The sequence below is a fragment of the Saprospiraceae bacterium genome, from assembly GCA_016717265.1.
In the GTDB taxonomy this organism is placed as follows: Bacteria; Bacteroidota; Bacteroidia; order Chitinophagales; family Saprospiraceae; genus Vicinibacter.
The window spans coordinates 1,164,047-1,190,611 of sequence record JADKFX010000001.1 but is presented as its reverse complement, the minus strand read 5'-3'; the positions used below and the strand labels follow the sequence as shown (position 1 = coordinate 1,190,611).

22 protein-coding genes and 1 tRNA gene are annotated in these 26,565 nt (G+C 34.2%); 6 read left to right on the top strand and 17 right to left on the bottom strand.

Annotated features, from left to right (window positions below; genetic code table 11):
- Positions 1 to 52: 52 nt before the first annotated feature.
- From IPO86_04690 to IPO86_04650, 9 genes are all read right to left on the bottom strand, one after another.
- Positions 53 to 985 carry a sugar kinase gene (locus IPO86_04690; protein ID MBK9727400.1) on the bottom strand — a complete coding sequence of 311 codons (933 nt, stop codon included), beginning with the start codon at positions 983 to 985 and terminating at the stop codon, positions 53 to 55.
- Between the two features lie 54 nt (positions 986 to 1,039).
- Positions 1,040 to 1,116: transfer RNA gene (locus IPO86_04685), tRNA-Asn, on the bottom strand.
- Positions 1,117 to 1,171: 55 nt separating this feature from the next.
- Positions 1,172 to 1,915: a succinate dehydrogenase/fumarate reductase iron-sulfur subunit gene (locus tag IPO86_04680; protein MBK9727399.1), complete on the bottom strand. Its 744-nt coding sequence runs from the start codon at positions 1,913 to 1,915 to the stop codon at positions 1,172 to 1,174.
- A gap of 170 nt (positions 1,916 to 2,085) precedes the next feature.
- Positions 2,086 to 4,089 carry a fumarate reductase/succinate dehydrogenase flavoprotein subunit gene (locus IPO86_04675; GenBank protein ID MBK9727398.1) on the bottom strand — a complete coding sequence of 668 codons (2,004 nt, stop codon included), beginning with the start codon at positions 4,087 to 4,089 and terminating at the stop codon, positions 2,086 to 2,088.
- A gap of 8 nt (positions 4,090 to 4,097) precedes the next feature.
- The gene (locus IPO86_04670; protein ID MBK9727397.1) at positions 4,098 to 4,787 is read right to left on the bottom strand and encodes a succinate dehydrogenase cytochrome b subunit; all 690 of its coding nucleotides are present in this window, start codon (positions 4,785 to 4,787) and stop codon (positions 4,098 to 4,100) included.
- Between the two features lie 81 nt (positions 4,788 to 4,868).
- Complete coding sequence (locus IPO86_04665; protein MBK9727396.1) at positions 4,869 to 6,008, bottom strand: cystathionine gamma-synthase; 1,140 nt, start codon at positions 6,006 to 6,008, stop codon at positions 4,869 to 4,871.
- Between the two features lie 80 nt (positions 6,009 to 6,088).
- Positions 6,089 to 7,108 (bottom strand): T9SS type A sorting domain-containing protein, encoded by a 1,020-nt coding sequence (locus IPO86_04660; GenBank protein MBK9727395.1) that lies wholly within the window; start codon positions 7,106 to 7,108, stop codon positions 6,089 to 6,091.
- Between the two features lie 211 nt (positions 7,109 to 7,319).
- Positions 7,320 to 12,905 carry a hypothetical protein gene (locus tag IPO86_04655; GenBank protein MBK9727394.1) on the bottom strand — a complete coding sequence of 1,862 codons (5,586 nt, stop codon included), beginning with the start codon at positions 12,903 to 12,905 and terminating at the stop codon, positions 7,320 to 7,322.
- 313 nt (positions 12,906 to 13,218) lie between these two features.
- Positions 13,219 to 13,578 carry a dihydroneopterin aldolase gene (locus IPO86_04650; GenBank protein ID MBK9727393.1) on the bottom strand — a complete coding sequence of 120 codons (360 nt, stop codon included), beginning with the start codon at positions 13,576 to 13,578 and terminating at the stop codon, positions 13,219 to 13,221.
- Positions 13,579 to 13,649: 71 nt separating this feature from the next.
- On the opposite strand from IPO86_04650, the gene IPO86_04645 reads away from it, so the two are divergent.
- From IPO86_04645 to IPO86_04620, 6 genes are all read left to right on the top strand, one after another.
- On the top strand, positions 13,650 to 14,846 hold the full coding sequence (locus tag IPO86_04645) for an acyl-CoA dehydrogenase family protein (GenBank protein MBK9727392.1): 1,197 nt from the start codon (positions 13,650 to 13,652) through the stop codon (positions 14,844 to 14,846).
- Between the two features lie 428 nt (positions 14,847 to 15,274).
- Positions 15,275 to 16,498: an OmpA family protein gene (locus IPO86_04640; protein ID MBK9727391.1), complete on the top strand. Its 1,224-nt coding sequence runs from the start codon at positions 15,275 to 15,277 to the stop codon at positions 16,496 to 16,498.
- A 46-nt stretch (positions 16,499 to 16,544) separates the two neighbouring features.
- The gene (recO, locus tag IPO86_04635) at positions 16,545 to 17,258 is read left to right on the top strand and encodes a DNA repair protein RecO (protein ID MBK9727390.1); all 714 of its coding nucleotides are present in this window, start codon (positions 16,545 to 16,547) and stop codon (positions 17,256 to 17,258) included.
- 292 nt (positions 17,259 to 17,550) lie between these two features.
- The gene (locus IPO86_04630) at positions 17,551 to 19,536 is read left to right on the top strand and encodes a dehydrogenase E1 component subunit alpha/beta (protein MBK9727389.1); all 1,986 of its coding nucleotides are present in this window, start codon (positions 17,551 to 17,553) and stop codon (positions 19,534 to 19,536) included.
- A gap of 6 nt (positions 19,537 to 19,542) precedes the next feature.
- Positions 19,543 to 19,959 (top strand): DUF5606 domain-containing protein, encoded by a 417-nt coding sequence (locus IPO86_04625; protein ID MBK9727388.1) that lies wholly within the window; start codon positions 19,543 to 19,545, stop codon positions 19,957 to 19,959.
- Positions 19,960 to 20,011: 52 nt separating this feature from the next.
- Positions 20,012 to 20,752: a glycosyltransferase family 2 protein gene (locus IPO86_04620; protein MBK9727387.1), complete on the top strand. Its 741-nt coding sequence runs from the start codon at positions 20,012 to 20,014 to the stop codon at positions 20,750 to 20,752.
- Between the two features lie 35 nt (positions 20,753 to 20,787).
- Here the strand turns inward: IPO86_04620 and IPO86_04615 are convergent, their stop codons facing one another.
- The 8 genes from IPO86_04615 to IPO86_04580 all read right to left on the bottom strand — a co-directional run bounded on the left by IPO86_04615 (position 20,788) and on the right by IPO86_04580 (position 26,549).
- Positions 20,788 to 21,348 (bottom strand): TetR/AcrR family transcriptional regulator, encoded by a 561-nt coding sequence (locus tag IPO86_04615; GenBank protein MBK9727386.1) that lies wholly within the window; start codon positions 21,346 to 21,348, stop codon positions 20,788 to 20,790.
- A gap of 96 nt (positions 21,349 to 21,444) precedes the next feature.
- Positions 21,445 to 21,699: a 30S ribosomal protein S20 gene (locus IPO86_04610; protein ID MBK9727385.1), complete on the bottom strand. Its 255-nt coding sequence runs from the start codon at positions 21,697 to 21,699 to the stop codon at positions 21,445 to 21,447.
- Positions 21,700 to 21,840: 141 nt separating this feature from the next.
- On the bottom strand, positions 21,841 to 22,221 hold the full coding sequence (locus tag IPO86_04605; GenBank protein ID MBK9727384.1) for a hypothetical protein: 381 nt from the start codon (positions 22,219 to 22,221) through the stop codon (positions 21,841 to 21,843).
- Positions 22,218 to 22,433 (bottom strand): AtpZ/AtpI family protein, encoded by a 216-nt coding sequence (locus IPO86_04600; GenBank protein ID MBK9727383.1) that lies wholly within the window; start codon positions 22,431 to 22,433, stop codon positions 22,218 to 22,220. The genes IPO86_04605 and IPO86_04600 overlap by 4 nt, the downstream gene beginning before the upstream one ends.
- A gap of 14 nt (positions 22,434 to 22,447) precedes the next feature.
- The gene (locus tag IPO86_04595) at positions 22,448 to 22,876 is read right to left on the bottom strand and encodes a polymer-forming cytoskeletal protein (protein MBK9727382.1); all 429 of its coding nucleotides are present in this window, start codon (positions 22,874 to 22,876) and stop codon (positions 22,448 to 22,450) included.
- Positions 22,877 to 22,992: 116 nt separating this feature from the next.
- A complete protein-coding gene (locus IPO86_04590) occupies positions 22,993 to 24,057 on the bottom strand; it encodes a PorP/SprF family type IX secretion system membrane protein (protein ID MBK9727381.1) in 1,065 nt (354 codons plus the stop codon).
- A gap of 102 nt (positions 24,058 to 24,159) precedes the next feature.
- Entirely contained in the window at positions 24,160 to 25,239 is a 1,080-nt protein-coding gene (locus IPO86_04585) for a trypsin-like peptidase domain-containing protein (GenBank protein MBK9727380.1), read from the bottom strand.
- A complete protein-coding gene (locus IPO86_04580; protein MBK9727379.1) occupies positions 25,236 to 26,549 on the bottom strand; it encodes a hypothetical protein in 1,314 nt (437 codons plus the stop codon). The genes IPO86_04585 and IPO86_04580 overlap by 4 nt, the downstream gene beginning before the upstream one ends.
- Positions 26,550 to 26,565 lie beyond the last annotated feature (16 nt).

Sequence of the window (26,565 nt, the reverse complement as noted above, 5' to 3'; positions counted from 1 at the left end):
AATTCTTAATAAAATACTGCCATCTGTTTATTCACAAATTCAATTTATCAACTTACAATATTTCCAATTCTTTCACTTGAAAAGTAGATAATTGTTCAAATTGTCTTAATCTTTCATGAATTTGTGCTTGGGTCAAGTTTCGAAGATTCTCTAAACTAAAATCTTCAACACAAAAAGAAGCCATGGTTGATCCATAAATAATGGCTGTTTTCATATTTTGAAAACTAACATCATCGGTCCTAGCTAAATAACCAATCATTCCACCGGCAAAACTATCACCCGCACCCGTAGGATCAATTACATCTGAAACGGGCAAGCCTGGTGCAAAGAAAATTTGGCCATTATGAAATAAAAGGGCGCCATGTTCTCCTTTCTTTATAACTAAAAACGCCGGACCCATTTCATGGATTTTAGCAGCAGCTCTTACTAAACTATGTTCTCCGGATAATTGCCTGGCTTCTTCATCATTTATAGTTAAAACATCAACTCTGGCAATAACTTTCAATAGCGTCTCTAAGGAGTTATTCATCCAAAAATTCATAGTATCCAAAATAATTAGCTTAGGTTGCTTCGTAAGTTGATTTAAGACTGAAAGTTGAATTTCTGGGGTCAAATTTCCTAACATTACATAATCGCTTGTTTTGTAGGACTCTGGAAGTATTGGATTAAAATCTGCCAATACATTCAAATCGGTAACCAAAGTGTCTCTGCCATTCATATCAGAATGGTATCTGCCTGCCCAATAAAAAGATTTTTTTCCGGGTACTCTAACCAATCCATCTACATTTACACCGCGATTTATAAGTGCCTGAACTTCATCTTGAGGGAAATCTTCGCCTATTATGGAAACAAGATTTATCTGATTATATAAATAAGATGCAGACCAACTTATGTATGTACAGGCGCCACCAATTACATTTGGAGCCTTTCCAAAGGGTGTTTCGATGCTATCAAAAGCCATGGTCCCAATAGTTAAAATACTCATATTCAATATATTATATACAAAACAAAGCCCAAAAGGAAAATCCCTTTGGGCTTTTGGCGCCTCCTCTTGGGCTCGAACCAAGGACCTGCGGATTAACAGTCCGACGCTCTAACCAACTGAGCTAAGGAGGCATTTTTAAAACGGACTGCAAATATATATTCTATAAATCAATCCAGAAAATTATTTCTATTCAGAACTTAAAACAGCAGCGATCATGCCACGATTTAATCGGGCTATATTCTCAAGACTTATTTCCTTTGGACACTCAGCTTCACAGGCGCCAACATTGCTACAAAAACCAAAGCCCTCGTCATCCATTTGCTTAATCATGTTTTGTACACGCTTTGGATGTTCTATGATTCCTTGAGGTAAAAGGCCTAAATGGGACACCTTTGCTGCTGTAAATAACATAGCAGAACCATTTGGACAAGCTGCTACGCATGCACCACAGCCAATACAAGCAGCTGCATCAAACGCTTTGGATGCCTGTTCTCTACGCACCGGTATAGCATTTCCATCCATTGCCTGACCTGTATTTACAGATATAAATCCTCCAGCCTGAATAATTCGATCAAAAGAACTCCGATCCACCACTAAATCCTTAATAACTGGAAAAGATCTTGCACGAAATGGTTCTATTGTAATTTGATCGCCTTCTTTAAAAAATCGCATATGCAATTGGCAGGTTGTGGTACCTCCATTTGGCCCATGTGGCCTTCCATTGATAACCATACTACATGCTCCACAAATCCCTTCCCGACAATCATGATCAAATGCTACCGGATCTTTCTTTGTTTCAATAAGATTTTCATTTAAAACATCCAGCATTTCTAAAAATGACATATGCTCATTAGCCTTAACATTATAAGATTCAAAAGCTCCTTGTTCAGCAGCATTTTTTTGTCTCCATATTTTAAGTTGCAAATTCATAAATACAAATTTTCAGTTGACAGTTTACAATTAGCAATTTTGTAAATTTACCATTTGGAAACTTTTGTTAAAATTATTTTATCTATCAAATTTTTCTGGAAACCGATTCATAATCTGAATTCATTTCCTACTTTTTCTACAAGATTAAATTTCCATAAAATTGCAAATTTTTATTTATAACTCCGACTTGCAATTTTAATATTCTCAAACTCCAAATTTTCTTTTATTAATTCTGGTTCCTTATCTAAATCAGCCCACAACCATGCAGCGACATATGCATAATTTTCATCATCCCGCAAGGTCTCTCCTTCTCCTGTTTGAAACTCTTCTCTAAAATGTCCACCACAAGATTCATTGCGATTTAATGCATCTACAATCATGAGTTCACCCAATTCTAAAAAATCAGCTACTCTTCCAGCTTTTTCCAACTCCGGATTAAACTCATCGGCAGTACCGGGTATATAAACATCTTTCCAAAATTCCGCTCTTAATTCTTTTACTAATTGTCTGGCATTTTTTAAACCATTTTCATTTCTTGCCATGCCACAATAATCCCACATAATTTTTCCTAAACGACGATGAAATGTTTCTACCGTAGTTTTTCCTTTAATCTGTAATAATTGATTTAGTCTTTGCCTTACTTCATTTTCTGCCAGATCAAAAGCAGTATTTTTCGTATCCATTTTTGGCGTTCTAATATCTTCGGATAAAAAATTACCGATGGTATACGGCAGCACAAAATAACCATCCGCTAGTCCTTGCATCAATGCGGATGCACCTAAACGATTTGCTCCATGATCAGAAAAATTGGCTTCACCTGTAGCAAATAAACCAGGAATATTGGTCTCTAAATTATAATCTACCCATAATCCACCCATCGTATAATGAACTGCAGGATAAATTTTCATAGGTGTTTTATAAGGATTTTCACCCGTAATTTTTTCATACATTTCAAACAAATTGCCATACTTTTCTTCGATCACTTCTTCACCCAATTTACGAACCGTTTGTTCGTCTGGATTATGATTTCCTAATACATTCGCTTTGGATTTTCCATACCGTAGAATGGCTGCTGTAAAATCCAAATATACGGCCAGGCCTGTAGGACTTACACCTAAACCATTATCACATGCTGTTTTTGCAGCACGGGATGCAACATCCCGAGGCACTAAATTTCCAAAAGCAGGATATCTTCTTTCCAAAAAATAATCTCGATCTGATTCTGGAATTTCATCGCCTTTTTTCTTTCCAGAACGAATACTTTCAGCATCTTCTTTTTTCGCAGGTACCCAGACTCTTCCATCATTTCGCAAAGATTCCGACATTAAGGTTAATTTGGATTGATAGTCGCCAGAAACCGGTATACAGGTAGGATGAATTTGAGTGAAACATGGATTCGCCATATAAGCTCCTTTTCGAACTGCTTTCCAAATTGCACTGGTATTACAACCCATTGCATTGGTGGATAAGTAAAATACATTTCCATAACCTCCAGTTCCTAATACTACACAATGTGCACCAAAACGTTCCAAAGACCCGGTCAATAAATTTCGAGCGATGATACCTCTGGCTTTTCCATCCACCAAGACTAATTCCAGCATTTCATGCCGGTTATACATTTTTACATTTCCTAAAGCAATCTGTCTGCTTAATGCCTGATATGCTCCGATTAAAAGTTGTTGTCCGGTTTGACCTCTTGCATAAAATGTCCGACTCACTTGCACACCTCCAAAAGAACGATTTTCTAAAAGTCCGCCATACTCCCTGGCAAATGGTACACCTTGTGCAACGGCTTGATCAATTATAGCAGCACTTACTTCTGCTAGTCTGTAAACATTGCCCTCCCGGGCTCTATAATCGCCCCCCTTAATCGTATCATAAAACAATCTAAACACACTGTCACCATCATTCATATAGTTTTTTGCAGCATTAATTCCGCCTTGAGCGGCAATACTGTGAGCCCTTCTCGGACTATCATGGAAGGTGAAACAATGTACATTATAACCTAATTCGCCTAAGCTTGCAGCAGCTGAAGCACCAGCTAATCCACTCCCAACGACGATAATGTCTATTTTGCGTTTATTTGCAGGAGATACTAATGGCACCTTAGATTTATAGTTGCTCCATTTTTGTTCTAAATTGCCTGCAGGAATTTTTGAATTAATTGTACTCATAATTAGAATCAGGCTTGCGTTAAATAAATATATATAGGAAGAATGGCAAACCCAAGCGGTATTAATATAGAGTATGCCCAACCTAAAAACCGAATGAATGCATTGTATTTTTTATGATTTAATCCAATAGATTGAAAAGCGGACTGAAATCCATGGATTAAGTGCATGGCCATTACGATCATACAAAGACAATAAAATATAACAAATCCAATATTCTTAAAAGCGTCAACAACCGGTGTATAAAGATCTTGAAACGTATGTTCATAACCTGGATATTCAACAACCGGAACATTTCCAAGTTTCATTTGAAGCCAGAATTGATATAAGTGAATCAGTATAAAAATTAAAATTATAACCCCTAAATGAATCATATATTTAGCAAAATAACTTCCATTCGTATTTGACGTAACAGCATATTTTTTTCCTTTCGCTTGTCTATTTTTCCAAGCCAGATAAATCCCTTGAAATGTGTGTATTAAAATTGTGAGATATAAAAGATAAGACACCAATTTAATAAGTGGATTATGGGTCATAAAATAAGTATACAAATTAAATTGCATACCGCCGTCATCTTTCAACAATTGAAGATTCCCTAAAAGATGCACCATTAAAAATAATATAAGGAACAAACCAGATAAACTCATGACCACTTTTCGGCCAATTGAGGACTTGAATAAAAAATCTAATACCCATTTCATAAGAGGAATCGCTAATCTGCGGCAAAGCTATAACAGGAACGCAAAATGTAGGCCTAAAACATTAAAAATATGAGCTAATTATTACGCAATCGCTTGATCCAAATCTGCGATGAGGTCATCTACATCTTCAACGCCAATGCTTAATCGTATTAAGCTGTCTGTCAATCCATTAGCCATTCTGTCTTCTTTTGGAATTGAGGCATGGGTCATACTTGCCGGATGACCAATCAAAGATTCAACCCCTCCCAGGGATTCAGCACAGGCAAAAAGCTGAGTCTTAGAAAGGATGTCTTTAGCAGATTCAAAGAGACCATCTTTTAAATCAAAAGAGATCATTCCTCCAAAATCTTTCATTTGTGATTTTGCTATTAAATGACCAGGATGCGTTTCAAAACCCGGGTATAAAACTCTTGAAACTTTGGGATGCGTTAAAAGATAAGCAGCAATGATTCGGGCATTTTGACAAGATCTCTCCACTCTCAAATGCAAAGTTTTGATTCCTCTTAGTATGAGAAAACAATCTACAGGACCTGGTATTGCACCAGAAGCGTTTTGGATGAATTTTAAATTTTCATAAAGATCCTTTGATTTCGCTACTAATGCTCCATGTATAACATCTGAATGGCCTCCTAAATATTTAGTTGCAGAATGCAAAACCAAATCTGCTCCTAAATCCAAAGGAGTTTGCAAATAAGGCGATGCAAACGTATTATCAACACATACCAAAATATTTTTATCCCTGGCTATTTTACAGATTGCAGCAATATCAATAATGCTTAATAATGGATTCGTCGGTGTTTCAATCCAGATTAATTTTGTATTGCTTTTAATTTGGGAATTTACAAATTCTATGTTTTGCATTGGTATGAATCGACTCTCGATCCCAAACTGACTGAAAATACGGACTAATAATCTGTAAGATCCTCCATATAAATCATTCGTCGCCAACACATCATCACCAGATTTAAGCAATTTAATAACTGCATCCATAGCCGCCAACCCACTACCAAAACAAATACCACCATAACCATTTTCCAGAGCTGCCAGGTTTTCTTCTAACACTTGCCGCGTTGGGTTCTGTGTTCTGGCATACTCAAAGCCCTTATGATTTCCTGGCCCATCCTGAACATAGGTAGATGTTTGAAAAATAGGAGTCATGATAGCACCTGTTGATGGATCTGGATGAATGCCAGCATGAATTACTTTGGTATTAAATTTCATGATTCGACTACTTAATTTGCTCTCTTAAAATAAAGACAGCTAAAAAATAATTGCTAAACAACTGTTTTAAAAAACCTTTATTAATTTTTAGTAAAAATATCAAACAGTAAAATTTTCTTATCCAAAATAAGTTGAATAAAATAATTCCCACTTGGTATTTGTTGAACATCCAAAGGAAAATTATCGCTGGATTTAATTTCACCATTTAGTACACGCTTACCCTCTGCATTAAAAATTTCATACACACCAGATTTAAAACTAACATCTGTCGTTACTTGAATATTTAATAAATTTTGTGCAGGATTAGGAGAAAGCCATAATTTCAAATTTGAATTTTGAACATTTTCATTTGCAACTAATTCTTCTTTATGCAAATAGGTAATTGTGGTGTCATTAAATAATCCAAATGGAGACTCCGTTTCATTATATAATAAGGTAGCAACAGGATTTGAATAACCCGATGCATACCAATTATGAGATTCAATGGTTGAACTACCAATCGGAATACCAATCGTAGTAATCTCTGTAATTTGATTTGTTCTTACTTTAAGTGCTGGAAAGCTTCCTGTATTTGTAGTGATTATTCCCCATCCATCAACATTTGAATTTGTCTGAATTTCAATTTTAAATAGCAGCGTATCTGCAACAAAATCAGCATCCACATTATTTTGAAAATTCTTCCCAAAGCTTAATGGGAAAGGTAATAATGTAAATTTTGAATTAAATACTACGGTAGTAGACGTATCTCTAAAACCTAACCAATAAATTCCAGAGCTGTTCTTTTCTAGCATCGTGTAACTACTATCATCATTTGGCAAATTGATTTGAGCCAAATTCGTTCCAGGAAATTTAGATTTAAAAGATAAATCAGAAACACCAACATAAGCAATTTTGTCAAAATCAGAGGCTTCGCCTGTAATATTCCAGGAACGATTTGCACCCGCCAACTTAAGTTGACTAAGATCTATTCCATCAAGACTTTCAAGTACTTTGTTTTCAGTTTGGTGCCCGACTCTTGGTCCGTCATTTTCCGTATAAACTATCTGTGCATTAACTGCCCAAGAGATAAAAATTATTAACAGTGTTAAAAATGGTTTCATATACAATTATTAAAATTATAAAAAGTAAATAAAAAATCAAAATATAGCTTATAATAATACGCTTTTCTTAAAAAGTCGAATCATTGAGGTGCTATACTATTAAAATTCAATGCTTTACGGCTTCTATTAAACCGCAAATATCTGACTATTTCTTGAAATGAAGCAAAATTTGATGTAGATAAGAAATTCTTAACGATTTACCAGCCACGCCCTATCGGACGATCATAAAATCCTTACTCAATTTCGTAGATCCCTGTTGAACTAGAATTCGGTATTGTCCCGGACTAAAAGAACTTAAATCAAATCGTTTCAAATCCTGACATTCTGATTCATTCCGTATAAGTTTAAAATAAACTTGTTTGCTATTTAAATCATAAATTCGAATCGCAAAAGGAAATGACTTTGTTTGATGAATTCCAATAAATAATTCATTATTTGCAGGCACCGGATATACTTCAAGTAACATGTTTTCATGCTCTGAATCCTCCGCTGTTATGATATCAGAATCACTATTTTCTGAAGTAGCAAAATCATTTAACAAATTACCATCATCTTGTTTAATCAATCCTCCACCACCCGGGTTTCTGCTCAGTGCAGCATTAATCCCGACGATAATCGTCCCTTGCGCTAAATTCAGAGCATCTGTTGTGCCCGTACCAAAAGCTTTGGTAACATCGGAATCATATAATGGATTACTCGTTTTGTATGCTTGTCCGAAATAGTAATTTACAGGTCTCCAAAATTTAACATAGTATCTACCGGGTGTTATACAATCAAAAATATAATACCCATCATCAGAGGGCGTTCCCGGCTTTGGACCTGTAATTGTGGAGGCTACTAATTGATTATTGAGTGCATTAAATAACTGAACATTCAAACCATTGATACCTTTCTCTCCAAGGTTGAAAACATGATTGTAATTTACATCATTCCAAACTATCCCCGTGATGCTAGAGCAATAATATATACCTGCATCTAAAGTCCCTGGCGTAGGTCCTGTTTTTAAATCCAAACTTGTACTTGTGCAGATTCCATTGGATTGATCAATATCACTATCTGTCAGATCACTACCTACATTGGGCAGGGTAAATTTAGAATTTGTTGGAGGTGTGACTTTAATATAATAAGAACCAGTTTTTAATTTTGGAAAAATATATTTTCCATTTCCATCAGTCAGCGTGATTTTTAATTGTTGTTTTGTTTTAGCATCAAATAATGCAACCACTACATTTTTTATCAACTCCTCTCCCGGATCCCGAATCCCATTTACATTTTTATCATTCCAAACTAATCCACAAAGCTGTGTAAATGGTACTAGGGCAATATCCAGGCTGTCGTAAACCACGCCACCTTGAAGATCAATGATTCCACTGGTTCCTGCACTGCTCACATCACTATCCAACGCTCCATTTAATCCTATATCTCGCTTCCCAAAATAATGGGTAGTTGACAAACTGCCTAAACTTACTAAAATCAAATAATGACCTGGATCAAGTTCATCAAATTCATAAAATCCATTTGCATCGGTAGTATCCTTACGAACTAAAATTCCTTCATCATTATATAAGTTAATTTTAATATCTGGCACTCCAAGTTCCAGAGGATCCTGTATTCCATTATCATTCAAATCCAACCAAACAAAATCTCCAAGTTTGGTTCCAACACTAAATCCTTCAACATCATGATCATCTTCATCAGAATTATTCAATTTAGCATTGCCAAAAATATTATTGTTGTCTACAGAAGATTGCAAGAGTGATTTTTCCTTTGATGAATTAGAACCTAAATTTGAATCGGCATCAACTATTGGTATACCACCAAAACCAATTGCACTTATTACTTCTGCATAATTTAACCAACTCTTTGAATGCTTTACAGAAGGCTGAATGACTTTTAAAATTAATGGAATAATAGCACTTTCACCAGGCAATAAACTTGAATTTACGGTAGTCCTTAAAGTAGAATCATTGAGTTTTGTCCAATCCAAATTGACTGCATTGTCAAATGAAAATCCATTTGGAAAATAATCTTCAATCACTATTTGATCTAGCGGTACATTCCCCTGATTAAAAACGGTAATTTCAAAAGGTACATCTGTTCCAGTTAAAAAAGGACCTGCACTGGCAATTGTTTTTCTTAAGGCAATATCTTGTACTACCGGAAGTTGTATATCTGATGCATCAATATCATCCAATCCATTTCCATCTAAAAAATCATCGAAACTGGAGAATGGAATTCCTCCCATGTCATTTCCTGGAATCGTATCATATTTGCTATCAATGTCATCTGGATCTAATCCGTTAATATCTTTAGCTTTTGAGATTTCAGCAATGTTTACCCAACTCAAAGCACCCGTATTTATTAAAGGATTAATTCTTAATTTGATAATTACAAAACTGGTATCATTTGGCAATATCGGCCCCGGAATTGTGGTTTGCATTAAATCACCGTGAATAAGCCAATTTAAATTAATTGCTGGCAGAAATGTATATCCAGGAGTCATATAATCTGTAATCAATATATCTTGTGCAGATTCACAACCTTGATTTACCACTGTAATTTTAAAATGAATGGTATCGCCATATTTTACATTCCCCGATGAAACCTGAGTTTTCCTTAATGCCAAATCAAATTTAGGACAAGAAACTGTGATAATTTGAACTTGAGTATTCGCATTACCACATAAGTCTGTTGCTGTCCAGCTTCTCCGAATTTCACCTGAACCATTGCATCCAGATAAATCAATTTTATCAGTATAATCAACAGTCACTGCACTACATAAATCAACTGCAGATAAATAATTCCCTGTAATCGCAAGATCATCAATATCATCAGCACATGAAATGGTAATATTTTGAGGAATTACAAAACTTGGACGGGTGGTATCTTGAACATTAATTTGTTGTATGCAAAAATTACTATTACCACAATTATCAGTTGCCATCCAGCGTCTTTGAATCGTAAAGGTATTGGCACAGATTCCTGTAACGATATTATCCTGAAATACAATATTTGTAATTAAGGGTGTGCAATTATCAGTAGCTGTTACATTTCCGGTATTTACTGGATTTGTACTTTGTTCACAATTAATTGTTACACCTAATGGACAAATTAAAATTGGTTTCGCAGTGTCTATTACGGCAATTTCTTGAATACAAGTAGTTGCATTAGCGCAACGATCTGTTGCAGTCCAGGATCTTGATATAATATAATTTCCAGAACAATTCCCAGGAATAATAATATCGTTAAAGTTTATAACTAATGGAAATGGAGAACAAAGGTCTGTTGCAGTTGCAGATCCTACATTTGCAGGTGCATTCGCATCCTGACATTGGATCGTAATATTTATAGGGCAATTTATTACAGGCCTATTTGTATCCTGTACTGTAATAGATTGAACACAACGGTTTACATTTCCGCAACTATCGGTAGCAGTCCAGGTTCTTGATATCAGGTATTGATCCTGGCAATTACCATTCGTTCTTTGATCTGTAAAATTTTGTTGGACTGAAGCGCCACAATGATCATTTGTTATTGGCATACCAGTAGCTACAGGATCTGAACTATCGTGACAATTTATGGTAAGATTTTGAGGACAAACAATGCTTGGTGCAATGCGATCATCTGCTTGAATGATTTGGGTACAGAGTGCGAAATTTCCACAAACATCTGTTGCTTTATAGGTCCTGAAAACAGTATACCGATCTTTACAAATCCGGTTAATTATGGAATCTCCCACATGCGCAATGGTAACAATACCTAAACAAAAATCTGAAGCAACGAGGGTTCCTGGATTTGGTACAGGAATATCTGCACTACAGTCAACATTTAGGTCAATTGGACAGGTAATTAATGGAATAATTTGATCAAAGACCGTAATGGTTTGAACACAGGTTTTTACATTACCACTTACATCTGTGGCCCTATAAGATCTGGTAATACTAAATCGATTTGGACAAATTTGTACTGCGACTACATCCCCACCATACTCTACTTTTACTGCTCCAAGACAATTGTCAAATGCTGCAATCCCATTCACATCTGCTATTGGAACTTCAGATGCACATTTAAAACTAAGATTATTCGGGCATGTAATTACAGGTGGAGTAAAATCTGATACATTGATTGTTTGAAGGCAGGTTATTGAATTGCCGCTTCCATCTGTGGATCTATAGGTCCTGGTAATTTCATACTGATTAGGACTTATAATATTTGTAACAACATCACTTATAAAAGCAATAGTTAAAGTGTCGCTACAATTATCTGTAGTAAAAACCAAATCTTCATCAGGAGTGGGCACTTCACCGGCACAATTCACAGTTAAATCTGCTGGACATGTTATGGTTGGTGCAGTATCATCTAATACCGTTATTTGCTGCTCACAATCTACAAAATTACCACAGGTGTCTCTTGCGCGATAAGTACGGATAAGTAAGAATTTATTCTCACCTGTTTGATTTGTTATGAGATCTCCTTGATGCGTTAATTTAACATCCTGACCACAAAAATCATCCGCAATGGCTTCATTTATATTTGCTACCGGAACATCATTTGCACAGGTAACTACTACATCGATGGGACAGGTCAATACAGGTGCTACGAAATCCATAACCCGGATTGTCTGATTACAAGTAGAACTATTACCGCAAATATCTGTGGAACGAAAGGTTCTTCGAATCGTGTATCTATTTATACATGTTTGACTAAATATGGAATCTTTTAAATGAATTACAGTTACAGGTCCACCGCAAAAATCATTTGAAATTACATTATTTGGTGTAGGATTTGGTACTTCAAAAGCGCAACTTATATTTACTGTAGAAGGACAATTAATACCAGGGCCAGTTTGATCATTAATTTGGAATGTTTGTGTACACCTATTCTTATTACCGCATATATCTTTTGCCTCATAAATTCTGATTAATGAATATCGGTTTGTACATGTTTGATTTGCAATAGAATCTTTAATATAACTTACCATAACCGTCCCAGCGCAATTATCAGAAGTTATAACACTATTCAAATTAGGAATCGGAATTTCTAAAGTACAACTCAGGTTTGTTCCAGCAGAACATGTTATGGATGGCGGCGTAGTATCTTTTACTGTAATTAATTGTGCACAGTTACTGCTATTATTACAAATATCTCTTGCGGTCCAGGTGCGGGTGATGAAATAACTATTTACACAGTCACCGGATTCTATATAATCATGATGTAATATACTTGCTGCAAAACCAAAACAATTATCTGTTGCCGTTGCCATACCTGTCACAACAGGTGAATTAAAAGACTCACAACTTAAGGTGATATTCGGTGGACAAGTCACAGTAGGAGATGTTGTATCTACTACTGAATAAATCAAAGCACATAAAACAGAATCCTTAGAATCTTTTAATTTATAAGTTCTCGTCAATTTCAAGGTATCAAAGGCGCAACCGCCACCAATGTTCCAGCTATCTACACTACTTATATTTAAGGAATCACAAAAACTAATAATACTTCCACCTAGTAGTTTGAATTGAATGGTGTCAATAGCTGCATTTGGAACTGCAGTTCTACATTGATAAATCGTTGTTGGTTGAGAAGGGCAATGAATGATTAAAGGGTCTAAAAAACTGAATTTAGGATTGTCACTAAAAATAATACTCGTAGAATCTAAAGCTACTCCAGGATGAACACCCTTGAATTCGAATGCAATCGGCAAAATCTTATGCCTTGCTGACATTGCAAGTTGAGAAATGGTTATACATAATAATACAACTATACAATTTCTCACTAAATTAAATAGTGAATACATGCTTCGGTTTTTGACTTGATTTGCGGCTTCGCTAAAACAAAAGTATTTAATCTTGCATAAACAATTCTAGTATCAAAAACAGATTGCACTAATATTTTTTAATTGCATTCATAGCTAATTAGTGCTGATAATTATACAAAATGAAAAAAAATATATAGATACATTTTCAATACATTTTTTTGTAACTTTTGGGGAAATAATTACAAATGAAAAGTTCAAAATATGCTAAAGTATCATACTTATAAAAATATGTAATCAGCACTTTATTAAAATGAAACAAATGTTACTACTAGATAATCTGTTTAGCTAAAATTTAAAATTCTAATTCAACGGCAACGTGCAAAAGTGGCCCATTCAATTGTGGTTTTTTATAAATTTTAATTTTGCAACTTCGAATTCTTGAATCCATATTTTTGATTCGCTTTATGGATCGAATGGCAATATTTTCAAGCAGCTTATGCTTTTGTTGAAGCTCCGACTGCAATTCTGTATAAATCATTTGATAATCTACGGTATCCTTTAATTCCAATTCAGATTCTGAATTTATATTAAAAGTCAGGGTACAATCCATAAGTAACTCAGAATTCCAAAGAGATTCCACCGGGTAAAGTCCATACGATCCAAAAAATCGTATACCCAGGAGTTCAATTTTAATAATTTTTTCTGGTTCCATAATTTATTAACAAGCTGTTTCAATAAGCACCATCTTTGATCCTTAATTTTGTGCAAAATTGAACAAAAGCCATGACATCTAAAACAAAAGGATTGGACCGTTACGAAGGGCATGATTATTATCAGATTGATGAACTCTTACAGGAAGATCATTTATTAGCCCGGGAGGCTGTAAGGGCTTGGGTTAAGCAAGAAGTTAGCCCGATTATTGAAGACTTTTCAAATAGAGCCGAATGTCCAAAACATTTATTTAAAGGATTGGCAGAAATCGGGGCCTATGGTCCTAGTTTGCCTAGAGAATATGGTGGGGGTGGAATGGATGAAATTGCATATGGGATCATTATGCAGGAATTAGAACGTGGAGATTCAGGAATTCGCTCCATGGCATCTGTCCAAGGCTCTTTAGTGATGTTCCCAATTTTTAAATGGGGATCTGAAGAACAAAGGAGAAAATACTTACCTAAACTAGGTTCTGGGGAATTTATAGGCTGTTTTGGGTTAACAGAACCAGATTATGGTTCTAATCCAGCGGGCATGGTAAGTACGGTTAAAGAAGATGGTGATGCATATATTTTAAATGGTGCTAAAATGTGGATTACAAATTCACCAGTAGCAGATATTGCAGTTGTTTGGGCAAAAAATGAAGCCGGAGAAATCTTAGGTATGATTGTAGAAAATGGGTGGAAAGGATACTCCGCACCAGAAATTCATGGAAAATGGTCCCTGAGAGCCTCCATTACAGGAGAATTGGTTTTTGAAGATGTTCGGGTGCCAAAAGCCAATGTTTTCCCAAATGTTAAAGGCCTCAAAGGTCCGCTTTCTTGTTTATCAAAAGCGAGATATGGCATTGCCTGGGGTGCTATTGGAGCTGCATTGGATTGCTATGATACCGCGTTAAGGTATTCAAAAGAACGTATCCAATTTAACAAACCCATTGGAGCATTTCAGCTAACCCAAAAGAAATTAGCGGAAATGATTACCGAAATTACAAAAGCTCAATTATTAGCCTGGAGACTGGGAGTTTTAGCAAATGCTGGTAAAGCAACACCTGCTCAAATTTCAATGGCTAAACGAAATAATGTACACACTGCCTTGGTTATAGCCCGCGAAGCGCGTCAAATATTAGGAGGCATGGGAATTACCAATGAGTATCCAATCATGCGCCACATGATGAACCTTGAAACCGTTTTAACTTATGAAGGAACCCATGACATTCATTTGCTGATAACCGGAATGGATATTACCGGATTGAATGCATTTGGTGAATAAGGATAAATAACTTGTTAATAAGGCTACTTTTTATTCATCTAATTCCAAGAATGTAGTTAAATTTATCGGCTTTTTATGTTTTTATTTACAATTTATAAAATCAATAATCCGTTAAGCAGAAAAAACAGTAAGTTTTAATCCATGTTGACAAATTCAAAATTCGTTTGCGTTTCTAAAAAATCAAGGAAGATTGAAATTTCTTTAAATAAATTGTCCTGTTTTAGTTTATAAGAATTCCATAAATAACGATGCAAAATGAATCAGGACATTAGAAATAATAGCATTTAGTTAAGAAATAATAAATTGAAATCAGAAATACTTTTATAAAATAAATTAACATCATAAAAAATAAACTTTCCGAAATCAGATTCGTTAAAACAAAAAATTCTATAAATTTAGTCTGTTTGAGAGGAAATAAAACATATAAAATGCTAAACCAAAAAGAACTTTTAAACTTCTTTTGTAAAAGTCGAAACTATTTTTATACAGCACTTTTTATTTGCTTGCTTTCTACAATACACGCTCAAAATTCCAATGATATCTTTCTTCAAAATGGCTCTTTTGAAGGTAGTCCACAATGTTGTCAAGCTCCAAATGGCTGGGTTGATTGTGGACATAAAGGGGAAACGCCTCCAGATATTCAACCTGCTTTAGGCAATGGGAATACACCTTTATTTAGTGTAACCAAAATTGCATTTCAAGGAAATACTTATCTCGGGATGGTCGTGCGTGAAAATGAAACCTATGAACGCGTTGCCCAACGACTTATAAAACCACTTCTAAAAGGTAAATGTTATTCTTTTAGTATTTATTTATGTCGTTCTGATACTTATTTAAGTGCATCCAACAAAGATAAACCCAGTGATCTTAAACAATTTACGGAACCTGTAATCTTAAGAATCTGGGGAGGTGAAGCATATTGTAATCAAAAACAACTTTTAGCAGAATCTCCCTTGGTGGATAATACTGATTGGAAAAAATTTGAATTTGAATTTGAACCTAAATACGATCTCAATTATCTTGAATTAGAAGCTTTTTATAAAACACCTGTACTCTTTCCATATAATGGAAATATTTTGCTTGATAATGCATCTCATTTAAGCATAATTCCTTGTCCGGCTGATTCTAGTTATTCAAAATATAAAAAGGATAAAGAACGAAACAAACAAAAAAATACAGTAATCGTTTCAAAACCAAAAGAAAATCAAAAACCTAAAACGCCTGCAACCGATGTTGCAAATTCTGGTAAAAAACCAAAAGAAAGAATTTTAAAATATTTAGATAATACAAAAGTCACCGTTGGTCAGGTTTTTAAAATTGAAAAATTGTACTTTGAAACAGATTCCGCTACATTCAAAGTAGAATCCTATGCAGTATTAGATGAACTCTATGATTATTTGAATAAAAATACTAAGATTCGCGTAGAAATTGGTGGCCATACTAATAATAAATGTGCTGAAAAATATTGCGAACGCTTATCTCTTTTAAGGGCAGAAGCTGTAAAATTATATTTTGTTGAAAAAGGAATTGACCCAAAGCGTATGCTTTGTAAAGGGTATGGCGGTAAAAATCCGGTGGCTTCAAATTCAACTAAAGATGGACGTCAACTTAATCAAAGAGTTGAAATTAAAATCCTCAGTATAGCAGGATAATATTGGAAAGCGGCACTCAAAATAAATTTTGTATGAATCCTATGTCATGTTAAAAACTGAAGGCATCGTTTTTCGCATTACCAGATTCAAAGAAAGCAGTTTGATTTTAGATATTTATACAGAAGCCCAAGGTTTGCAATCCTTTATTGCAAATGGAGTTTTTAGTAAATCCAGCCAACGACTTGCTTCCATACTTCAATTAATGAACCTTGTTGATTTATTAGTATATTTTAATGAAAACAAAGAAATTCATAGAATTAAAGAAGTAAATCCATCTATCCTGTATCAAAGAATTCCATTTGATATTCGTCGATCTGCAATCGGAACATTCATCCTTGAGGTTTGTAGAAAATCCATTAAAGGTCACCAAGCGAATCCTGAATTATTTCAATTTATCAAAAATAGTTTTATTCAACTTGATCAGACAGAAATACTGGATCCATTTCTTCATTTTAATTTTTTATTGGAGTTTTCAAATTTCCTTGGATTCAATCCATTAGATAATTATTCTAAAAATAATGATGCCTTTGATCTCATCAATGGCTCCTTTGTGCCTTATGAACGCAATGCTTTGCATATTATCAATCCAAAGGATAGCGCGCTGTTAATTCAATTATTTAGAAAACAAACACCGCAGGAATTCATTAAACATATTGAAGACAAAAGAAGAATATTAGACATCCTTATTTTGTATTACAAACACCATATTGATCAATTCAAGGATATTAAATCCATTGAAGTATTTAAAGGAATATTTTAAATAACAAGGAGCATCGCAATGAAACAAAAGTAGAGAATAGAATCAAACTTATAAAATACAATTGACATTTTTAAAATATACAAAAATATTAAATGATCAAATTCCTGGATTGGTAGTTATGGATCAAATTCAAAAAAATTTTTAAATCATAATTTGATATAAAATTTTATAGCTAAAATAAATAAATTAGTTAAATTAGAATGATTCCATTAAACGGTAATTTAATAAATTATTAATTGATTTCTGAAAATCAAAATGCATCTTTGCATCAGTTTTCATAAAATTATTAAACTTGAAAATAGACTATAATAGAAAAAATCTTCCCGATAGCAAATTGCTTCAATTATATCATGCCTTACTCTACCCTAGATTAATTGAAGAGAAAATGCTGTTATTATTGAGACAAGGGAGGATTTCTAAATGGTTTTCAGGTATTGGACAAGAAGCCATTTCTGTGGGCTGTACAGAAGCATTAGAAAAAGATGAGCTAATTTTTCCACTCCATAGAAATTTAGGTGTTTTTACCTCTAGAGGAATGCCTTTAGATCGATTATTTGCTCAATGGCAAGGCAAGTCGAAAGGCTATACTAAAGGACGAGATCGTTCTTTTCATTTTGGTAGTTTGGAACATGGTATTGTTGGCATGATTTCTCACTTAGGGCCTCAACTTACCTTAGCCAATGGTGCTGCTTTAGCTTCCATTTTGAAGAACGAACGCAAACTTGCGCTTGCATTTACTGGGGAAGGAGGTACCAGCGAAGGCGATTTTCATGAAGCACTAAATGTTGCTTCGGTATGGTCATTGCCTGTGCTTTTTATTATTGAAAATAATGGTTATGGATTGTCAACACCCACTTCTGAACAATATGCATGTAAGAATTTGTCGGATCGGGCAATAGGTTATGGCATGGAAGGAATTACTATCGATGGAAATAATATACTTGAAGTGTATACTACGATTTTAGAAATTTCAAAAAGCATCCGACAAAATCCAAGACCTGTTTTAATTGAATGTTTAACATTTAGAATTCGTGGACATGAAGAAGCAAGTGGCGTAAAATACGTTCCAAAAAAACAGATCGAGGAATGGACAGCAAAAGATCCCATAAATAATTATGAATCCTGGCTATTAAATGAAAAAATAATTTCTGCTGCAGAAATTGAAACGATTCGTAAAAAATTCAAAAAACAAATTCAAGAAGAGGTAGAATCTGTATTTACATGGGATGATGAACCGGTATCTACTCAACAAGAACTTGCAGACGTTTTTGCTCCATTTAAGTTTATGGAAACGCCGGTAACAGATATAAAAAATACTAAAAATATCCGTTTCATTGATGCCATTAAAGATGGGCTTCATCAAGCTATGATTAAGCATGACCATCTTGTTTTGATGGGACAAGATATTGCAGACTATGGTGGAGTTTTTAAAATTACAGAAGGTTTTGTAAATGAATTTGGAAAAGATAGAGTTCGCAATACCCCTATTTGTGAAAGTGCAATTCTTGGAGCTGCATTAGGCCTTAGCTTAAAATCCATCAAATCCATGGTGGAAATGCAATTTGCCGATTTTGTGAGTAGTGGATTTAATCAAGTGGTTAATAATTTAGCAAAAATACACTATCGATGGCAGCAAAATGCGGATGTGGTCATCCGAATGCCTTGTGGTGGAGCGACGCAAGCAGGACCTTTCCATTCGCAAACAAACGAAGCCTGGTTTGCACATACTGCAGGCTTAAAAATTGCCTACCCTTCGAATCCATATGATGCAAAAGGACTCTTATTGACTGCCTTTGAAGATCCAAATCCGGTTTTGTTTTTTGAACATAAAGCACTCTACCGATCTATAGAAGCAGAAGTGCCTGAAGGATATTATACCATCCCATTTGGCAGTGCTAAACTTTTACAAGTCGGTGAAGAAATGACCTTAATTACCTATGGACTCGGTGTCAAATGGTCACAAGATATATTATTAAAGACTGGAATTCAGGCCGACTTAATTGATTTGAGAACCATCGTACCTTTGGATTATGAAACCATCCGGAAGAGTGTTTTGAAAACTGGTAAGGTTTGTATTCTACATGAAGACAATTTATTTTGTGGTATTGGCAGTGAAATCAGTGCATGGATTAATGAACATTGTTTTGAATATCTTGATGCACCCGTTATTCGCTGTGCTTCCTTAGACACACCCATACCATTTGTAAAAAGATTAGAAGATCAATACCTTGCCTTTTCAAATTTAGAAGAAAAACTTAGATATTTGCAATCCTATTAATAGAACATGATACAAATAGATCAAATTATTGCAGTAAGCGGGAAACCTACTTTGTACAAATTGGTAGCGTCAAGACCTAACGGACTCATCCTGGAGGACTTAATAAATGGAAAATCAAATTTCTTTTCATCCAGAACATATCAATTCTCACCGCTTGAATCCATAGGAATTTATACGCTTTCAGATAATATCCCATTGAAAGATGTATATCAACGGTTTCTTGATAAAGAAGTCACAGATCCTGTTCCAAACGCCGAAACATCGGATTCAGATTACAAAAGTTTTTTTGAAACTTCTATTCCTGAATATGACCGGTATCGCGTACATGTAAAAGATATGAAGAAATGCACCAAATGGTACCATCAACTTAAAGCCCTTGGCTTTATTAAACTCACAGAAGAGAGCCTGCATGAAGAAGAATAAATTCGGTTTCATGAAATAAATTTATTGAAACCCTGGTATCCATTTAACAAACATGTATAAAAATAAAAAAGTCGTTGTTGTTATGCCAGCCTATAATGCTGCCTTAACATTAAAAAAAACAATAGATGAAATACCCATGGATTTGGTAGATGAATTAATTCTTTGTGATGATGCAAGTAAAGATTCTACTTTTGAATTAGCCAAACAATTAGGAATCAAATATTGTATTCGGCATGAAAAAAATAAAGGTTATGGTGGAAATCAAAAAACACTTTATAATAAAGCACTTGAAATAGGAGCCGATATTATTATTATGCTTCATCCAGACTATCAATATACACCAAAGTTGATCCCAAGTATGGTTAATATTATTGGTGAAGAATTATACCCTGTAGTGTTAGGATCCAGAATATTAGGTAAAGGAGCATTAAAAGGTGGTATGCCCTATTATAAATTTGTGTTTAATCGAATTTTAACATTGATACAAAACTGGCTTGTAGATTATAAACTTTCAGAATATCATACGGGATATCGGGCCTTTTCAAAAAATGTTTTAGAAAATATTTCCTTCAATACAAATTCCGACGATTTTGTTTTTGATAATGAAATGCTATCACAAATAATTTATAAAAAATTTCAAATAGCAGAAATTAGTTGTCCAACAAAATATTTTGATGACGCTTCTTCAATTAACTTTAAACGCAGTTTGAAATATGGTTTCGGTGTTTTAATGGTGAGCATAATACATTTTATACAACGCATAGGTTTAGTATCTTTTAAAATGTATAAATAATTGGTAATTGTATTTCCAATTTGAATTTTACGCACTTATTTTTTTACAATTCCTTTTAAAATCACCTGATACATTTCATTCAGCTTATTTTGATACAGTTTTTCTAACTTCTTAGGTGAATTTTGTCTCCACCTGAGTGCTGATAATAATGTGTTTAATACGATTTCTGAATCCAGGGAATAAAATTTTTCTTCCTGAATTCCTCGATTAATTAATTCCAAAACCTGGTTTTCAAATGATTTTCTCAATTTTTTGAATGTAGCTTCATGCTTTGATTCCAAATGTTTATTCTCTGTATGGGTCACTTGAAAAGCTAGCCAGTTATCGATTTGAAATTTCAGATAATAACTTATAAATTGTTCAAGTTGTGCTACGGTCGTTCTTCTTAAATGAATAATGTTGTGAAGACCTTTTAATTGATTTTCCATGAGCTCCAGGCAAATGGTCGCTAAAATATCTTCCTTAGAAGGATAATGGTTATAAATACTCGCCGCTTCGACGCCAACTGCGGATGCTAAATCCCGCATAGAGCAAGACCCATATCCCTTTTCAAAAAATAGTCGTACTGCGGCTTCCTTTATTCGTAGTTTAGTCATAAGTTGAAGCTTCTAAATTAATTTTACCCAAAATTCAAAAAAAAATCGCGCATTGAGAACACAATGCACGATTTTATATTTTTTTTTAAAATGGTCTTAATTTAAACCTGCTATATGGCGCATTAAGCTACTTTTTATATTGGAAGCTTTATTTTTATGCCAGGTATTTTTCTTAGCTAATTTATCAATCATACTTATCACTCTGGATAAATATTTCTGAGCATCAGCTTTAGCGGACATCTCTTTTAATTTCTTAATCGCAGTTCGGGTGGTCTTCTTAAAATACCGATTCGCGATTCTTTTCACTGAATTTTGTCTGATGCGTTTTAAAGCTGACTGATGATTTGCCATAAAATATTATTTTTTTAAGGATTGCAAAGATAATACAGACTTGGTTTTCTTAAACTACAATTAACAATATTTTGCAATTTTAAATTATGTCATTGTTTTTTAATAATTTATACATATAAATTAATATAATATAATAATAAATTAGCTTGTTTTTGCCAGTTTCATCAACACCCAGGTTTCTAAAATCGTAAATAATAAATAGCTTGAAAGCAATGGAATTACTAATTCTCTTGGTTTTATAACTAAAAACTTAACAAAAAGGACAACCAACATAGATAAGAATAATAATTTCAAACTTATACTTATAATAAAAACACGCGTAAATAGAAATGGATTACTAGATTTTACAGCCTGATTTGAAAACATGAATATGACGATCGTAAAGAAGATAAAAAAAGCTATGAGGATATAACTCGCCTTATTAAGTTCATAGATATTAGGCCCAGAAACTGCAAAAATTGAGATGCATAAACTCAAAATGGATGTTAGAATTAACCACAAATAAAATTTGCTAGAATTCATTTTTCCAATTTTTTAAGATCATAATTAAGCCAAAACATTAATAAAACCAACATTAATATCGGTAAAATCGCTGTTAATAAGGGTTTTGTTAACTCGAATTTTTGATCCAACCATCTTCCGAAAAAAGCGGCCAAGCCTAAGGAAACAAATATCTGGGTAGCTAGTCCGGAATACTTCAGAATTTTATTACTTTTTAGATCAAATTTAGCCATCAAGGAGTTCGAAATTACATCTTTATCGTTTCCGGTTTCATGATCGGAGGAGTATTTGATCTTGGATTTGTGGTCATTTTACTCGTAACATTAAACTTAGCTCCTGGACTCACTGCCAATTTGTCGGTATTAATTTCTCCTTCCACAATTGCAGTTTCTTTGACCTGAAGTAGGTCTTCAATTTGCAAAATACCTTTAAAACGCCCTTCTATTGTAGCATTTTGAGCTCTTATTTCCCCCTCTATTGTGCCTTTAGGACCGATTATGACCTTCCCCTTACATAAAAGGATTCCTTTTAAAAAGCCATCGATGCGAATATCACTTTCTGCTGTGATTGTGCCTTCGACTTGTGTGCCAACCACTAAACTGTTTAATGCTCCTTGTGGAAGGGGTCCAGCAGCGGATTTTGCTGCTTCATTTACTGAATTCTTATTCCCAAACATATCCTTTTGTTTTTGGTGGGTAACAAAATTACAAATATCCTTTTATAAGCTTTCAAATAAAACAAAAATGGTGTCCTTTATTGAACACCATTTATTATTATTATGTCAATTATAATTTAGAAATTAGGACAATAAATTCCTCTTCTTTCAGGTCCACAAACATTGTAGATAAATGAAAGCTCAAAAGAATTATTACCTGCATTCGCTTTTTTCAAAGAAGATGTATTTACATCATAACTTAAACCAAAGCCATATTTGTTGTAATCAAATCGCGCTGACAAAATCAGAGCATCCATATGAATTCCAGTTTGATCAGCGGTTTTATATTTATTCGCTAAACGAGTCCAAAGTCCCAATTGAAAAGATTGTTCATTTGTGCGGCTTGTTCCAGATCCAAATCGAAAACTTGTTCCGGCATTTAACTCAAACGAAGGGCCTTGGAAAAAAGCTACGATCCCTGGATTTATACTGTTTTTACGACTTAATTCGAACACACCTCCACCATGAATTGTCAATTTAGAGTATAATGGTGCAGGAATATATCCTGGTGTTCCTGATTGAATATTGTTTTGCAATGGTTCATTCAAATGGCTAAATGCACCACCTACATAAAAATTGCTGTATTTATCCAAAACGGAAAACCATAATAAGCCTACAGATACATCTGCAAAAAGGAAACTAGGATCAAAAATAGCAGGGTCCTTTGTTCCATTTGGATCAATTCCATTCGTACTGATTTGAGTGCCCCAAATAGCATTGTGAAATTTAACTCCTCGTTGATTTAAACCGGCTTCTGCTCCAAAAACTAAATAATTTGCAGAAGTTCTGGAACCTGACATTCGTTTACTATAGGATCCCGACAATTTAAATTGAAGGGTGCTAAAGTCCAAAGAACCCGCTTTGTCACCCCAAAAGGTGCCTCCAAATCCAAAATAATCATATCTTCCAACTGGAACTTTCTGGTCAAAAGATAAATTATAGGTATTAAAAGAATTTGCAAATCCTAATACCGGTGCCCATTGATTGCGATAATTTGCCACAAACCTCATTTTACAATTCATAACCCCTGTTAATGCAGGATTAAGATTGGTTGGTGACATATAAAATTGCGAAAAATGGATATCCTGAGATTGGGCTCCCCAAGTAACCATAAACAATAGAAAAATAGCGATGTGCTTCATACCTACTACGTTATAAGTGCATAAATTTATGACCTTTCCTCCAAATAACATTCCCATTTTCATAATTTTTAACAAATTTTAAAAAATACTATGTCTAAGTCCTTAATCCACACGGATTACTGCGCCAAAATCATTTATCAAAATATCATCGAATGCATTTGCTTTGTCGAATAATTTTTGAAATAATTCAATTCCTGATTCCGGTTTGAAATAATGATCGAAAATCTGAAATGATAAAATGATCTCTTGATTCTGAATACTAAAGCAAAGACCCTCTAACTCGTAATTCTGCTGCAATAGAAAGATATATATTTCTTTAATTCTTAGCTTTGGCAAAGAACAAATGTAAGCATCTCCTGCTATCATTCCAGTTTCTTCGTGATATGACAACATAATTTTTGCAGATCCTCTGTTGATTTCCCAGCTATAAGGACCTCGCCGGGTCAGATTTATATCATATCCTAAAGTTTTTAAACAATCCTCAATTTCGGCTTTGATACCTTTTGGCACATAATCTTCAATTTGAGAGATCATTTGGATCCGGGTTCCACAAAAGGGACAGTATTTTTTCTCAGGGTTTGGTTCAAAAACAATATTTGCACAGGAAAAACATCGAACCCCTAAATTCTTATTCCCGGCCTTAAAATCCTCCAATGCTTGTTTTACATACCGGGAAGGAAGTGAAAAACCAATACTCTGACCATTTTGAATAATAAAGGTATTAACACCTAATATTTCGCCACCTTCATTTACTAAAGGACCTCCACTATTTCCAGGATTCAATGCTGCATCATGTTGTATATAAAACAGATCGTTTTGCTGATGGCTGGTATTAGAAATTATACCTTGTGTAGCCGTATATTTCAAGCCAAAAGGATGCCCTACCGCAATTACAAGATCTCCTTGCTGAAAATCTTCGGTTTCATGCAATTTAACAGCTGATAATGCACTTTTATCTGGTCCTTGTATAAAAGCAAGATCATATTTAGGATCCAGATATCGTACAGATCTTAAGAGCCTATTCACCCCCTTTCCTTCAATGACAACATCCTTATTATTTCGCACAACATGCTCATTGGTAATTATTAAATCATAGTCTTTCAAATAAAATCCTGTCCCGACGGAAAAAGGGGTGGCAATTTGAATTACTACATCCCGATATTTTTCTATCAAACTTCTCAAGATATTACAAGGTTTTTTATAAATAAAAGATAAGATTTCAAGAATACATGAGGCCTTGTCTCCGTAAAATTAACCGCCTTAGGAAGTTTAAGAAATCGTTCACTATGGATTTTAAAAATTCCTTCAATTTCCGTATTAATAGCTTCCATTTGAAGTGTCTTCAGATTACTTTGCCAATAATTATTTTCAAATCCTAAAGATTTAAAATAGTTTGCTTCCACGATTTCAAAGTAGAAATGGAATAAATCTCTGGTAACGGCTGGCATTGCAAAACTATATAAACAATAACCCGCAATATAATTGCAGATTGCTATACAAATTTCTTCATGATTATTTTCCTCATACCAATTTATTGCTTTTATTTCAGACTCAATAAATTGCCCAATGGTTTCCTGATTTGCCGGACTTGTAATGCCAAAAGTGGAAATCACTTCATAGAGTTCCTTTCGCAAATCTGCATCTGACATTTCCTGTATTTCCTTTATCCCAAGTTCTAAAAGGGTAACTTTGGCTTCTGTATTAGCCGGTGCTGTTGCAAAATACTGAATATGCAAATTACTAATCAGTTCCATCAAAGCACCTTCCGGCTTTACCAAATAATCTAAACCATAAAATGCAGCCAGATATACATAGGTTAACGTACCTTGAAATCGCTGAACATTCAAACTGCCCAAAACATCCGGCTCCGTTATGGACCGAATTTTCTGACGAATAAAAGAAATTTTAGTTTCAAGAATCTTAGGACTTAAATTTTTTATATGCTGATTTTGGAGCGGTTCCAAATTTTCAAATTCATCTAATAATATATCATCCTCTTTATCTGATTGAAGTGCGAGTTCTCGCAATCCATAAAATAATTTGTAAGGTGATGCTTCAGATATAACACTGTCAAATAACAAACATAAATTATTCTCCTTATCTAAAGCAAATCGGGCATAATTCAAATTGTAATTATACTCAACGGCCTTTCTAAGAAAGCCAACATTTAACTCTTTACAATGAGCTACTTTTGATTCTGCCTTAAATAAACGAGCATCCAAAGTGCAATTTATCTGCTTTGACCCATGATAAATTAAAAATATTAAATCAGGTTCCGCTGCTTCAACTATTATATTGTCGGATGCTGAATTTCTCAAATAATCTACTAATCGCTTTACAGAATCCAAAGGATTTCCCTCTTCAAATAATTTCAAACTTTGATCCCATGCATCCAATTGATCTTTAGATTTATATGCATCCGTAAAACGTCCGAATGAAATCAAAGGTTTGTCAGGCTTTTTAGCAGCCAATAGTTTATCCCAAAAACTCATCTTAAAAATTGTGTTA